Source organism: Microcoleus sp. CZ3-B2, from assembly GCF_036705055.1.
Taxonomy (GTDB): domain Bacteria; phylum Cyanobacteriota; class Cyanobacteriia; order Cyanobacteriales; family Microcoleaceae; genus Microcoleus.
This window is the reverse complement of the sequence record NZ_JAUBTN010000040.1, coordinates 26,386-40,235: the sequence shown is the minus strand read 5'-3', so window position 1 is coordinate 40,235 and position 13,850 is coordinate 26,386. Positions and strand designations below refer to the sequence as shown.

Below are 13,850 nucleotides of genomic sequence, written 5' to 3'. Positions count from 1 at the left end.
GAGTTATTCTTTCGGAATACAGGCAATATTCAATTCTTGTTTCTAAACTATCCAAATATCAAGCGCCGCACCGTACCATCATCTGTAAATTGCTGTTTCCCAACGCCAACAACTTCCACAGTAACTTCACGATCAGAAATCGCAAATTCTCCCTCCCGCGCCGCAATTTCAACTATCACTTTTTCACCCTCAACATACACCTGGTAATTAGTCGTAGCCCAGACACCTTTTTCATGTTCAAAACTGTGTCCGTCGTCCTCATAAAGCGTCCATTCACCGCTTCCGGGCCAAATTCGCATTTTTAATGACTCAAGCGGTTCTTCGCTGACAAATTGCTGCACGGGCGCGATCGCAATTATCCCCCCGCCCCGCACGTAAAGCGGCATTCTCTCCAAAGGTGCATAAGCTAAAATGTGCATCGGGCCCTGATAGCATTCGCCAGTCCACCAATCAAACCAAGTCCCCTCCGGCAAATACACGGCGCGGTGCTCAACTCCAGGCCGGTAAACGGGTGCAGCCATCAGCGACGGGCCCAACAATACTTGATCGTAAAGGTGGTAAGTTGTGCGATCGCGCGGAAAGTGATAAAGTAACGGTCGCAAAATCGGCGTGCCCGTCGTTGCAGCTTCCCAAAACAACGTATAAATGTAAGGCAACAACTGATAGCGCAAATTGATGTATTCGCGGCAAATTTGTTCAGTGCGAGATCCAAAAACCCACGGTTCGTGCTGCGCCGTACTCATGGCCGAATGACCGCGCATCAAGGGATACAGCATCCCCACCTGCATCCACCGCGCGAACATTTCGGCGGTTGCATTCCCCGCAAAACCGCCGATGTCGCAACCGACAAACGCTACGCCGGAAAGCCCCATATTGCAAAGCATTGGTAGCGACATTTCTAAGTGTTCCCACTGCGATTGATTGTCGCCCATCCACACGGAAGAGTAACGCTGTACCCCCGCAAATCCCGATCGCGTCAGCACAAAAGATCGATCGCCCGATCGCACTTTTTGCAACCCTTCCGCACAAGCTTTCGCCATCATCAACCCGTACAAATTGTGCGTTTCAGCGTGAGTCGCGCGATCGTCATCGGGGCCCTGCGGCGCATCCAGCGGAAACCAAATGTGTTCGCCGCCGTCGCCAAAAGGCCGTTCTGCGATCGCAGGTTCGTTCATGTCGTTCCAAATCCCCGCAACCCCAATATCTGTAAGAGTTTTGTGCAACTCGCCCCACCACTGGCGCACCTCCGGCCGCAGGAAATCGGGAAACACCGATTTATCCGGCCAAACGTAGCCGTGGAAAAGCTTTCCCTCGGCGGTGCGGACGAAATAGTCGTTTTCCACACCGCGATCGAATATTTCATAATCTGCTTCCGGTTCGTACTTGACACCGGGATCGACAATCGTCACCACCTTAAAACCCGCTGCTTTCAAGTCTGCGATCAGTTTTGCGGGATCGGGGAAACGCTTCGGGCTCCAGGTAAACACCCGGTAGCCGCGCATATAGTCGATGTCGAGGTGGATGACGTCGCAGGGAATGCTGCGATCGCGAAATTCCTGGGCCAACTCCCGCACAACGTCCTCGGATTCGTAGCTCCAGCGGCATTGGTGGTATCCGATCGCCCATTTTGGCGGAATTGGCATCCGGCCGGTTAACTGGGTGTAGGTGGCGATAATTTGGGCGGGTTCCGGGCCGTAAATAATGTAGTAGTCGAGTTCCGGGCCTCTGGTTTCCATCCGCAAAACTCCCGGTTGTTCGGCGCCGATGTCGAACTGACTCCAAAATGTGGTGTTGAAAAAGATGCCGTAAGCGCGATCGGGATTCAGGGCGATGTAAAATGCGATCGCCTGGTACATTTCATCGGTGAGGGAATTGTAGTCTAGGGCGTCGGTTGTCCAGTTTGTCTTGACTTCGGAGAGTTTGTCGAGGAAGCCGGTGCGCTGGCCGAAACCGTAGAAGTGTTCGTCGGCTTCGATGCGCTTCCAGCCTGCGGTTGCGCCGGCGCGCCATCCCATATTGCGATCGCAGTCGCTAGCAAAGGGTTTTCCCGATTTGTCGAAGCATTCGATTGCAGCGGGCGATCGCTTGACAGAAACTATTATTTGTGCTGTTTCTATTTCAATTTTGTCTTCGGTTTCTCGCACTTCAAAGGGTACAATTTCCCACTCTTCCTCGGGGAGAGTTACTGACTGCGATCGCTCTTTAAATTCGCCCGTTGGGGACATTCGCACTCGGACTAAATTGGGGGCGAGGATGCTGATGTTTAGGGAAGTTTCGCCGCAGTTGAAGTGAATTGTGCGATTCGTTCGAGCGATCGATTGTACAGCGCCGATGGTTGACCAAGGCTGTTCTGTGGTTTGGAGTTTTCCGAAGTATTGCGGCATGGGTAGTTTGAGATTGCGGTTTCTAACTATAATGGCAGTTTAGAAAGAAAATGCGCTCTCTCTGAGGTTATAAGCAGTCATGGTAAATGCAACGAACAGATAGATTTTGTGTTATACTAAAAACGTGTCTCAGGAAAATAACTATGACCGCTTTAGTACAACAATTCCTAAACACCTTCGATCGCCTACCAGACTCAGAGCGGCTGGAAGTGGCGTTAGAAATTTTGAAACGAGTCATTCATTTAGACTTGCCACCTTTGTCTGACGATGATTTAGTTCTGAATGCTGAAGAAATTTTTTTAGAGTTAGATCGAGAAGAATCGGCTTATGAGTAGTCCTAATCGCGGAGAGGTTGGGCTCGTAGATCTAGGTTACGTAGCGAAAGTCAGACCGTGCCTAGTAATTAGTATTCCGGCTTGGGATATAGACCGTGCATTAGCGACTATAATTCCACATACAACAAGCTCGCGCCGATCTAGATTTGAGGTAGATATTAAAACTCACTTTTTGCGATCGGGAGTATTTGATGTGCAGAACATTATTACAATCCCTCACGCCAAGCTGCTGCGAAATTTGGGAAGTTTAACAACAGAGCAAATGACGGAAGTGGAAAAGATTATGCTCTTATGGTTGGGATTTAAAGACGCAAGCGCTGAGGAAGGCATGGGTTGATAACTGATAATCAGTAGCTCTCTCAGAGCGTGCACTAGCTGTTATTTTCAATTTTAATGTAAATCTTGATTGTCAGAAAACCGCTTAATTTTTAGCGCCGTGCTGCTTGAGTAACTTAACAATCTCCGAAGTTGATGATTTTTCAGCAATGCTTAAAGCCGTCTTACCATTTTTATTACGAGCATTCACATCCGCACCCTTTGAAAGAAACAACTTCACTAATTCAGGTTTTAATAGCCCAGAAATACCAGTATTAGGTTGAACAATTCTCATCAATATAGTAGTATTGTCGTAAGGATCGGGAGCGTTGACATCAGCACCGCGATCGATCAATAATTTCACAGTTTCAATATCTCCACGAGACACGGCACTATACAGCAATCCTTTAGGGATTTGAGCTTGATTTTTCAGGATCAATTCAACCATCTCTAGTTTCTTTGTTCCCGGTTTAAACCTGCTAATAACAGTAAACAAATTTTTGTCATCGTTTATATTAGCACCTCGATTAATCAAGGCTTTCATTGCTTCAAAATTACCGCTTTCTGCTGCGATGTTGAGTGCCGTGCGTTGATTGCGATCCATCGCCTCCATATCTGCACCGCTGGCAATCAATAAGTCGTAGCGTAGCGGGGCGTAAGCCATCGCCCCGCTACCTCCTCCTGCGGCTGCCGCGTGCAGGACAGTTTGTCCTGCTTTGTCGAGATCCTTTACATTCAATCCTTTTTGCAGAAACAACTGTACAATAGTCTGATTCCCGCCAAAAGCAGCCGCGTGTAACAGTGTTTGGTTTAAATAAGTCTTGAAATGAACATCCGCATTTTTTTGCAACAGCTTTTCGACTTCCGCCAAATTGCCCGTGTAAGCCGCACTAAACAGCAGAATGTTGATATTATCTATTTTGGGCAATTCCCACCGATCGAACATCCCAACCTCAACGATATCGCCCAGCCAGCCCGCAGACACAAGTTGCACCATCTCAAAACTTTTACTCTTCAACTCCCTTCCAGACGCATCGAACAAAAATACATCGCAAGGCGCATCGCTGCCCCCACCAGGCATAGAAAACAGCATCGGATGTCTGACAATGGCGATCGCATATTGGCCGTTTGGACTCCAAGTAGCGCTGCGAATACCCGATTTCATAATTTCTCGGGGCGCTACCGAGAGGATAATTAACAAGCCTAAAATACCAAGACAGCCAAAACTAAAAAAACGCATAATTATCTTACAGTCGCTCCTGGAATAGACTATAATTTTTAACTTCCACAGATCCCGCGCGAGGAACCAAACAATTCCAAATATCAACGATTGCTACATTCCTATTCGCTGTTTCCGTTAAACTTTGATGATTTTTAAGCGCCTTGAAATATTACAGCCAACATCCTAACGCTTTCTCGATCGACTATCTCAACGACTTGCGAGGCTCAATTCTAGCATCCCCGTATCTGGCAATCAACAACCTCAACCGCGATTTCATTGGCACAAAAGGCTTTTCCGTGGTGTTTAAGCGTTCCGAAATTGCCGAAGTAGAGCGCCGCTTCCCCTTCTTCAAACCCTATCTAGACAGAGCATTAAACCCTGAATGCAACGCTTTTTATCTCAATCCCCTGCTGCTGGGTGAAGGTTCCCGCGTCGATCCGCATATTGATCGCTCTTTGCGATCGTACTGCAAAACCGTCGAACCTCCCGCCGCCGTCAGCGTTTTGTACGTACAAGTACCGCCAAACTTGCAAGGAGGAGAGTTGATACTGCGGCGCAACAAACAGCAAGTCGGACAGATTAAGCCACAAGCCAACTCACTCATCTATTTTCAAGGAGATTTGACTCACTCTGTCAACGCCGTTAACAGTACCGGAAGTCGTTTAAGTTTGGTTTGCGAACAGTACAGTTTGAGCGCCGCAGAATTGTCAGATATTCCCGGATTTACGGTGGAATCTAGGGCCGCAAAAGCAAAAAGTAAGTAAGGTTTATTCGATCGCTGATACCTGCTGTAAATTAGCCACAATACTTGTAGGGGCTGGTTAACCAAAAATTGATGACTCCAACCCACAATATCTATAAACCCGCCCGCACGCGACAAAGTTCGATCGCGCGCCATTCAACCGACATCAGATCGGCTATAGCGGTTCTCAAATTTTAACTCTCAATAATCTGAATAACCCACTACTGGCGCACCCTACAACTGCTGCGATCGCCCGCCGTTTCAGTCGCGGGCCTCCTGTCAAACTCAACTTTTGCGGTTACGCGCGATCGGGCGATCGACCATTCCGCAAAAAAAAGTAACATTCTGTAGCCTGTGCTACATTAATTAAGTTAATGATTGCTTACACTCTCCAAGTGTAGGTTGTGTAGTCTCCATAATTCCGCAAAACAATAAACGAGTGCGTTGTTTGCTGGGCTGCGATTTATCGATCGTTGAACCGTTAAAAACCATAAGTAGTTTTGACCAGAATTAATCGGAATTGACTAGCACAAAATTTTTGAGCTTACCAGGGTTAAAATGAGCTACTAAATCTGTGCAGCGGCCACATCTATGATGTTAACTAAAGTTAGTACAGCCTCTTGTCATCTATTTTATTGCTAAGAACTGAAATCCCACCGCATCTATCGAACACTGGATTCTCAGCAACACAGAAAGCGAAGTTATTGCGCCTCGCTCATCCAATTCTTCATATCCTGCCAAAAAAGGCATTCTCCAAAAAGTTAGCCTTGACTAAAAATGTTAGTAAATCTAACAGATTCATCAACGGTTAGACTTGCCCTAACCCCTATTTTTCACAACTACTGCTCCCCTAATCCCAATAAAAATAACCATGAGTGGAAACCAATCGCGCGTTCAAGCAATTTCTCAAATCGTCAACCGCAAACTGACCCCACCCAAGCCTCTCAAGCGGTTAGAAGATATGTGGGCAACAGACGTTTTTAGTCTGAGCCAAATGCAAGCAAGACTGCCCAAAAATATTTTCAAATCAGTAAAAAATACCATTCAAACCGGGCAAACCCTCGATCCTTCCGTAGCTGATGTAATTGCAGTAGCAATGAAAGATTGGGCTATTTCCAAAGGAGCCCTGTACTACGCCCACGTATTCTTCCCGCTAACCAACAGCACCGCCGAAAAACACGACGGTTTCATCTCACTCCAAAGCGACGGCTCCGTCATCTCAGAATTTGCAGGTAAACTTTTAGTACAAGGCGAACCCGACGGTTCCTCCTTTCCTAACGGTGGCATTCGCTCCACCGAAGCCGCTCGCGGATACACAGCCTGGGATGTCACCAGCCCCGCCTATGTCATGGAAACAGACAACGGCATGACTTTGTGCATTCCCACTGTTTTCATCTCTTGGACAGGTGAAGCCCTAGACAAGAAAACCCCGCTTTTGCGCTCCATTAGCGCCATGAACAAAGCAGCAACCAGAGTCTTAAAACTGTTAGGAAACACCGAAGTTGCACCCGTAAATTCCAGTTGCGGTTGCGAACAAGAATACTTTCTTATAGATTCCAACTTCGGCCACAGCCGCCTCGACCTACTGCTCGCAGGTCGCACCCTCTTTGGCAAAGCTCCCGCCAAAGGTCAGCAATTTGACGACCACTATTTTGGAGCCATCCCAGAGCGCGTTCAAGTCTTCATGCAAGAAGTAGAAGAAAGAATGTACCGCCTGGGAATTCCGGCCAAAACCCGCCACAACGAAGTAGCACCCGGTCAGTTTGAAATTGCACCAGTTTTTGAAGCAGCAAACGTCGCCAGCGACCACCAACAATTAACCATGACAATTCTCCGCAACACAGCGAAGAAACATGGTTTTATGTGCTTGCTGCACGAGAAGCCCTTCGCGGGAATCAACGGTTCCGGCAAACACGTCAACTGGTCAGTTGGTAACGCCACCCAAGGCAACTTATTAGACCCCGGCGATACACCGCACTCTAACATACAATTTCTAGTATTCTGCGGCGCTGTGATTCGCGGCGTTCACAAATACGGCCCCTTGTTGCGCGCCGTAGTTGCAACTGCCAGCAACGACCACCGTTTGGGTGCCAACGAAGCTCCACCAGCAATTATCTCCGTCTATTTGGGTTCGCAATTAGAAGATATCTTCGAGCAAATTAGCAAGGGCGGAGTTAAAGGTTCTAAAAATGGCGGAATCATGAATTTAGGCGTAGAAACACTGCCTACATTCATCAAAGATGCCGGCGACAGAAACCGGACTTCGCCCTTTGCCTTTACGGGAAACCGCTTTGAATTCCGTGCAGTAGGTTCCAGCCAATCTGTTTCCGGCCCGCTGGTGGCGATGAATACTATTCTTGCAGATTCTTTGGACTGGGTTGCTAACAAATTAGAAAGCGATTTGGCTAACGGAACTGAACTGAATGCTGCCATCCAAACACTTCTGAAAGAAGTGATGGACGAGCACGGCGCAGTGATATTTGGCGGTAACGGCTATTCAGAAAAATGGCACAAAATGGCTGTTGAAGAACGGGGTTTAGCCAACTTGCGGACTACGGCAGATGCTTTGTCGGCGTTGAAGGAAGGATACGTTGAGGACTTGTTTGAAAAGACAGGTGTTCTAACTCCGGTTGAACTAGAAAGCCGTTATGATGTGTATGCAGAGCAGTATTTGCTGGCAATAGAAGTCGAAGCAAAACTGGTACTGAGCATGACAAAAACTCTGATTTATCCGGCAGCGGTGAGCTATTTGTCCGATCTTTCTAACACGATTTATAAGTTGAAAGAAATTGGCATTGAATTGGAAAAGGCAACTGCTGAAAAAGTAGCTGCTCTGGTTAAGTCAATGATGGATACCGCGAGCAAGTTGAGTGATGCTTTGAGCAAGCACGATTTTGCTACAACAGACGAGCATATGCAGTACGCTTCGCAAACAATTCGCCCTTTGATGGATGAGGTTCGGCAGTATGCTGATGCTTTGGAAGGTGAAGTGGCTGATGATTTGTGGCCGCTGCCTACTTATCAAGAAATGCTGTTTGTTAAGTAATAGCAAATAGAGTGAATTTGTAGTTAGAGTTGTAAGGACACGGCAGTGCCGTGTCCTTACTTGTTTTTAAGCTTTGCTCGTTACTTTCGCTCTGCCTGGTAATGCAGATAGGCGAGGCTCTGCCTCCTTTGATATCGCAACTTATAGGAGAGAAGACTGTAGGAGGTGCTTAATTTATTAAGTTTTCTATCCTATAAGTTGTAAGGACACGGCACTGCCGTGTCCTTACTTGTTTTTGAGCTTAAATGAGTGTTACGCTGAATCTGTCAGAGTCATTAAATGCGAGCGAGAGTAAGAGTTGTGAAGATTGTTGAGATATCCTTCAACAAATTTATCGGCGTAAAAAAAAGTAATATTGCTGCGAAAAGCTATTATGCGAATTCAATCTCTCTTGAAACAAATGACTCTGGTGGCTCTAGCTCTGGTTTTTGCGATCGCGTGCAGTCGATCGACTCCGAAAATAGACTCTTCCCCTGAAGCAAGTACCTCTAGCAGCTTTAGAGTGGCGTTGGTGACGACAGGACCTAAAGATAACAACAGTTGGGATCAAGCCTGCTTTGAAGGATTGAATCTAATCAAAGATAAATTTAATGCTCAGGTAGACTTTACTGGCACTATTGACGGCGAACATAGTGAAGCGGTCATTCGCAAATATGCCCAGTCAGGCTATGACCTGGTAATTGCAGCCAGTGGTGGCTATGCCACAACTGCCGAAAAGGTCGCTAAAGAATTTCCGCGAACGAAATTTGCCCTGGTTACAACGTATCCAGGGAATAACAAAAATTTGGGGGCTGTTGCCTTTCGATCGGGTGAGGTGGGATACCTCACAGGTGCTTTGGCTGCCATGAAGACCAAAAGCAATAAAGTTGGCTATATTGTGGGTGCACCTTATCCAGTTTACAAAGAAGAAGAAGCCTTGTTTCGGCGGGGAGTGAAAGCAACGAATTCCTCTGTTCAAGCCTCGACTGCTTTTCTCAACTCTTGGGTTGATACGGACAAAGCCATCAAAGTCGCAACAGATATGGTAGCTTCTGGAGTAGATATTTTGGCAATCAACGCGGATGAGGCAGGGTTAGCCGCCCTAAAAGCCGTTACGCAAAAGCCAGGAGTCTTTGCGATCGGTTGGACAAAGGATCAGTACGAAGTGGCTCCCGGCAAAGTCCTAACTAGCGTTCTGCAGGACATTCCCCATCTGGTGCTAAATGTGGCAGTGTTAACCCAGCAAGGTCGCTGGGAAGGTAAACTTTACAAGTTTGGCCTCAAGGAAAAAATCTACGACTTTGCCCCTTTCCGTGGCACTCTCACGTCTCAGGAAGAGGATACTTTTAAGATTATTCGAGAAGCTGTGACGACTGGCAAAATAGATGTTTCTCCTTAGTGCGCCGATTAATTGATTTACTAATATTGATCCTAAGTCCGATGCAAAATCAACGCAACGATCGCGCTCTGCCGATTGCCAGAAGCTCCCGTTCTCATCCCTGGCAACGCTTTTTTTCTATCGCCAATCAGCTCCGCTATGGTTTGATATTTTTGGTTCTCCTGAGCTTACTGCCCACTGGTGGCTTGCTGATCTACCTCAGCTTTCAGGCGCAGATCCAGCAATCGCGATCGCTCCAACAAGAGTGCAGTCAGACAGCAGCAGGGCAGATTGATAATTATCTAGATGACTTGAAACGAAAACTGAGCTATTTAGCTAGGGTCAAAGGACTCACCAACTTTCAACCTCAAGTGCAGCAGAGCCTGTTGGAAGGGTTAACTCGTCATAATGATGCTTATGAAGCCGTTGCCATTTTGAACCGAAAGGGACAAGTTGTCGCGTCAGTTTCACCCTACGAACCGCTCAAGTTAGAAAATCCAGCCAATTCGCCACTGTTTATTCGTGCCTTTAAACAACAGGAAGATTATGTCAGTCCTGTAGAAATTAATCCTCAAACCCACGAACCAACCACCATTCTGGCGGTGCCGATTCGGAATGAGCGAGATGAGGTGGATGGGGTGCTATTAGCACAGGTAAATCTCAACTTTCTCTGGTTTATTGTTTCCCAAACGGAGGTGGGCAAGACGGGTTATGTCTATGTAGTTGATGAGCGTAATTTTCTCATTGCTCAAAAGGCTCGTAAGCCAGAAACGTTTCAACTTGAAGATATTTCTAAGCGTCCCTTTTTTCAATTCTTGAAAGCATCCGAAGATACTAAGCGCCTTAACGTTTATCAGGGTCTAAAGCAGGTAGAAGTATTGGGAGCCAGTGCCTTAGTTCGGAGCGTGAATTGGAATGTGGTTGTAGAATTGCCAACGGCTGAGGCCTATGCTCCTGTTTACCAGATGCTCTCAGTTATGGGAGGCTCATTGGCGGTGGTGACGCTCGTGGCTGTTGGCATTGGGTATCTATTTATTCGGCAAATTGTGGTGCCGCTACAGCGCTTAACTACGGCAGCTACTGAACTCAGTGCGGGGGAATTAGAGACGCGGGTCAACATCCACAGCCAAAACGAACTGGGGACATTGGCGATCGCCTTTAACAATATGGCAACTCAGTTAGAGGAACTGATTACAGCAGTTGAAGTAGAACGCAATTTCTTTTCAGCTATTCTTGAAATTGCAGGTGCCCTGGTAGTTGTGCTCGACCCGCAGGGACAAATCGTTCGCTTTAACCGAGCTTGCGAACAAATGACTCATTACTCGTTTAGTGAAGTGAAAGGACGTTACATTTGGGACTTGTTTCCGAACTCAGACTTAGCAGGACTTGCCAAAACTGCTTTTTATTCTTTAAAAGCTGGTAATTTTCCCCAGCAGTATGAAGGCAGTTGGATGAGTAAAGATCGACAACTTAGACTGATTGCCTGGTCAGATACTGCTTTAGTGGATAATCAGGGTGAAATTGAGTACATCATCAAAACAGGGATTGACATTACTGAACGGAAACAGGCAGAAGAAGAACTGAAAGCGTCGGAACAGCGGCTATCTTTTATATTCCGCAAAACTTCACTGGCAGTTGTGGAATGGGATTTAAACTTTAAAGTCACTACCTGGAATCCAGCGGCAGAGAAGATTTTTGGTTACACGGCTACAGAGGCGATCGGACACCATCCCGCAGAATTAATTGTGCCTGCATCTGCCCGAAAAATGGTCGATCAAATTATGAACGAGTTGTTGATGCAGAGCGAAGGAATGTACAGCGTCAACGAAAATATTACAAAAAACGGCAAAATCATTATTTGCGAATGGTTCAATACGCCTTTAGTAGGGGATGCTGGAAATATTGTTGGAGTTGCATCCTTGGCACTGGATATTACTGAGCGCAAGCAAGCCGAAGCTGCTTTAAGGCAAGCAAAAGAGGAAGCTGAGGTTGCACTCAAAACCTTACAGCAAACTCAGGCACAGCTTATTCAGGCAGAGAAAATGTCTGGTTTGGGGCAATTGGTTGCCGGTGTTGCTCACGAAATTAATAATCCTGTCAACTTTATCTATGGCAACCTGAGCCATACTGCGGACTACACGCAAAATTTACTAAAGTTAATTCAGGTTTACCAGCAAACCTATCCAATTAACACCCATATTCAGGAAAAAGTTGAAGAGTTCGAGCTGGACTTCATTAGTGAAGATTTGCCCAAAATCCTGACTTCAATGAAGGTAGGAGCCGATCGCATTCGTCAAATTGTCCTGTCGCTGCGAAACTTTTCGCGGCTGGATGAGGCAGAAAAGAAGCCAGTTGATATCCACGAGGGAATTGACAGCACATTGATGATTTTGCAAAATCGACTGAAGGCAAATCCGGCTCATCCTGCTATTGAAATTGTCAAAGAGTACGACCACTTACCGCGAGTAGAGTGCTATGCCGGACAGTTGAACCAAGTGTTTATGAATATTCTGGCAAATGCGATCGATGCTTTAGAAAACTACGACAATCAGCGTTCTCCAAAAGACATCCAAAAAAAGCCCAGTCGCATCACTATTCGGACTAAGCTAGTCACAAAGGAAACTGGGCCCGGTCATTCTCAAAACGTGGTGATTCAAATTCAAGACAATGGCCCTGGGATAACAGAAACTGTTATAAAACAGGTGTTCAATCCGTTCTTCAGCACAAAACCAACTGGTAAAGGAACTGGATTAGGGCTATCAATCAGCTATCAAATTGTAGTTGATAAGCACGGTGGCTCGATCCAGTGCTTCTCTCAACCCTGTGAAGGAGCAGAATTCCGAATTGAAATTCCTGTTTTGCAAAACGGTTCTGTAGCACTCGTTGGTAAATAAATGCGATCGCAATTAGACCCATTTCTTTGAGAACCTGGAGGCGAATGAGTAGCAATGGAGACGATCGCCCTTTCTGATTCAAAACCAGCCGATCGCCCCCAACCACATCAAAACAGACTTAATATCACCCGCCAATCGCAGTTTGCTCGCTGGAAGGTTCCCCGCTAGCAGGAGGCTCTACCGTATCGCCAAAGGCAATCCGTAGAAAAGGCGGAGCCAAAAAAGTCGTCAGAATTACCATGATAATAATCGAAACCTCCAGCGGCTTATCCAAAGCCCCGCTAGCCGAACCGATACCGGCAAAAACCAACCCAACTTCGCCCCGAGGAATCATCCCAACTCCGATCGCCAATCGATTGATTCCAGGCTGACCGAACACCGCCCAACCAGTCACCAACTTGCCAAAAATCGCCACTACAATCAAAAACACGGCAATCAAAAGTCCCGCCCGATTCTCCGGTACTGTTGGGTTCAAAACGCCCAAATCGGCGCGCGCTCCCACCGTCACAAAAAAGATCGGTACAAACAAATCAGCGACGGGTTTAATCAACTCATTCAACTCATTGCGGGCATCGCTTTCATCTAACACTAAACCAGCCGCAAAAGCACCCAAAATCGCTTCGAGATGAATTGCGTTGCCGATAAAAGCCATGAAAAAAGCAAATATAAATGCCGGAATGACGATATTACCGCGAGTTTTGAGTTGATCGACTACTGCGGCAAAGGTTTTATTAAAGATGCCGCCCAACAGAATTGAACCTAGCAAAAATGCAGTTGCACCAATGATTAAATAGATGACATTAACAACATCAATTTCACCTGTTTTCGCTAAACTGGCAACTACCGCCAAGACAATAATTCCCAGCACGTCGTCAATTACTGCCGCCCCGACAATGATTTGACCTTCTTTGGATTTCAGCCTTCCTAATTCCGACAAAACTTTCGAGGTAATTCCGATGCTGGTTGCCGTCAAAGCAGCCCCAGCAAAAATTGCCGGAATCGCCGCCGTGTGAAAAATTATCATCAAGCCCGCAGTACCGGCAACAAAGGGAACTGCTACGCCGACAACAGCGACAAAGGTGGCTTGAATTCCCACTTCTTTGAGTTGTCTGATATCCGACTCCAAACCAATTTCAAACAGTAGAATAATCACCCCCAATTCAGCCAGCACAGAAACGATTTCGCTCTGCGATTCAAACACGCTGGTGACGGCGGCAGGGGACATAGGATTTATTGACTGCAAAACAGTCATAATTCCTGAGTTGGAAGCTGACAGTCCACCTTCGGGAAAAACGATCAGGTTCAAAGCGGATACGCCAACAATCACCCCTGCTACAAGTTCGCCCAAAACTGGTGGAAGATTCAACTTCAGAGCCGCTTCTGCGCCTAATTTGCTGGCCAGATAAATCACTACCAAACTGAGCAGAACTCCGCTCAAGACGATAGGCGAATTTTCGGGATCGAGTGTTGCTAGCAAAGGTATGGGAGTAGTTAAAGATGCTATCCCAGAACTTAAAGCTGTCATTGTTGGGTTTAAAAACATGGTACAATGAAG

The 13,850-nt window shown here is 46.6% G+C and carries 10 protein-coding genes; 6 read left to right on the top strand and 4 right to left on the bottom strand.

Annotated elements, in window-relative coordinates:
• Nucleotides 1-47: 47 nt before the first annotated feature.
• Nucleotides 48-2,384, bottom strand: coding sequence for a glycoside hydrolase family 31 protein (locus QUA97_RS18105; RefSeq protein WP_333195456.1), 2,337 nt, complete (start codon nucleotides 2,382-2,384; stop codon nucleotides 48-50).
• Nucleotides 2,385-2,527: 143 nt separating this feature from the next.
• On the opposite strand from QUA97_RS18105, the gene QUA97_RS18100 reads away from it, so the two are divergent.
• On the top strand, nucleotides 2,528-2,719 hold the full coding sequence (locus tag QUA97_RS18100; protein ID WP_194012076.1) for a hypothetical protein: 192 nt from the start codon (nucleotides 2,528-2,530) through the stop codon (nucleotides 2,717-2,719).
• Nucleotides 2,712-3,056: a type II toxin-antitoxin system PemK/MazF family toxin gene (locus QUA97_RS18095; RefSeq protein ID WP_333195455.1), complete on the top strand. Its 345-nt coding sequence runs from the start codon at nucleotides 2,712-2,714 to the stop codon at nucleotides 3,054-3,056. The genes QUA97_RS18100 and QUA97_RS18095 overlap by 8 nt, the downstream gene beginning before the upstream one ends.
• 84 nt (nucleotides 3,057-3,140) lie before the next feature.
• Here QUA97_RS18095 and QUA97_RS18090 read toward each other — a convergent pair whose 3' ends face one another.
• On the bottom strand, nucleotides 3,141-4,274 hold the full coding sequence (locus QUA97_RS18090) for an ankyrin repeat domain-containing protein (RefSeq protein ID WP_333195453.1): 1,134 nt from the start codon (nucleotides 4,272-4,274) through the stop codon (nucleotides 3,141-3,143).
• Nucleotides 4,275-4,417: 143 nt separating this feature from the next.
• Between QUA97_RS18090 and QUA97_RS18085 the strand changes: the two genes are divergently transcribed.
• Nucleotides 4,418-5,020 (top strand): 2OG-Fe(II) oxygenase, encoded by a 603-nt coding sequence (locus tag QUA97_RS18085; protein WP_333195451.1) that lies wholly within the window; start codon nucleotides 4,418-4,420, stop codon nucleotides 5,018-5,020.
• 199 nt (nucleotides 5,021-5,219) lie between these two features.
• Here the strand turns inward: QUA97_RS18085 and QUA97_RS18080 are convergent, their stop codons facing one another.
• Nucleotides 5,220-5,342, bottom strand: a complete 123-nt coding sequence (locus tag QUA97_RS18080) for a hypothetical protein (RefSeq protein ID WP_333195450.1) — start codon at nucleotides 5,340-5,342, stop codon at nucleotides 5,220-5,222.
• A 527-nt stretch (nucleotides 5,343-5,869) separates the two neighbouring features.
• Between QUA97_RS18080 and QUA97_RS18075 the strand changes: the two genes are divergently transcribed.
• The 3 genes from QUA97_RS18075 (at nucleotide 5,870) to QUA97_RS18065 (ending at nucleotide 12,295) form a co-directional block, all read left to right on the top strand.
• Nucleotides 5,870-8,044 carry a glutamine synthetase III family protein gene (locus QUA97_RS18075; RefSeq protein WP_333195448.1) on the top strand — a complete coding sequence of 725 codons (2,175 nt, stop codon included), beginning with the start codon at nucleotides 5,870-5,872 and terminating at the stop codon, nucleotides 8,042-8,044.
• A gap of 373 nt (nucleotides 8,045-8,417) precedes the next feature.
• Entirely contained in the window at nucleotides 8,418-9,422 is a 1,005-nt protein-coding gene (locus QUA97_RS18070; RefSeq protein WP_333195446.1) for a BMP family protein, read from the top strand.
• 41 nt (nucleotides 9,423-9,463) lie between these two features.
• Nucleotides 9,464-12,295, top strand: coding sequence for a PAS domain S-box protein (locus QUA97_RS18065; protein ID WP_333195445.1), 2,832 nt, complete (start codon nucleotides 9,464-9,466; stop codon nucleotides 12,293-12,295).
• A 124-nt stretch (nucleotides 12,296-12,419) separates the two neighbouring features.
• On the opposite strand, the gene QUA97_RS18060 is transcribed toward QUA97_RS18065, so the two are convergent.
• Complete coding sequence (locus QUA97_RS18060) at nucleotides 12,420-13,820, bottom strand: cation:proton antiporter (RefSeq protein ID WP_333195443.1); 1,401 nt, start codon at nucleotides 13,818-13,820, stop codon at nucleotides 12,420-12,422.
• Nucleotides 13,821-13,850 lie beyond the last annotated feature (30 nt).

What these genes read in the sequence shown, in the direction of transcription:
- QUA97_RS18090 (WP_333195453.1), bottom strand. Translation starts at nt 4,274, where the DNA reads ATGCGTTTTTTTAGTTTTGGCTGTCTTGGTATTTTAGGCTTGTTAATT.
- QUA97_RS18070 (WP_333195446.1), top strand. Translation starts at nt 8,418, where the DNA reads ATGCGAATTCAATCTCTCTTGAAACAAATGACTCTGGTGGCTCTAGCT.
- QUA97_RS18075 (WP_333195448.1), top strand. Translation starts at nt 5,870, where the DNA reads ATGAGTGGAAACCAATCGCGCGTTCAAGCAATTTCTCAAATCGTCAAC.
- QUA97_RS18060 (WP_333195443.1), bottom strand. Translation starts at nt 13,820, where the DNA reads ATGACAGCTTTAAGTTCTGGGATAGCATCTTTAACTACTCCCATACCT.
- QUA97_RS18105 (WP_333195456.1), bottom strand. Translation starts at nt 2,384, where the DNA reads ATGCCGCAATACTTCGGAAAACTCCAAACCACAGAACAGCCTTGGTCA.
- QUA97_RS18080 (WP_333195450.1), bottom strand. Translation starts at nt 5,342, where the DNA reads ATGTTACTTTTTTTTGCGGAATGGTCGATCGCCCGATCGCGCGTAACC.
- QUA97_RS18095 (WP_333195455.1), top strand. Translation starts at nt 2,712, where the DNA reads ATGAGTAGTCCTAATCGCGGAGAGGTTGGGCTCGTAGATCTAGGTTAC.
- QUA97_RS18065 (WP_333195445.1), top strand. Translation starts at nt 9,464, where the DNA reads ATGCAAAATCAACGCAACGATCGCGCTCTGCCGATTGCCAGAAGCTCC.
- QUA97_RS18100 (WP_194012076.1), top strand. Translation starts at nt 2,528, where the DNA reads ATGACCGCTTTAGTACAACAATTCCTAAACACCTTCGATCGCCTACCA.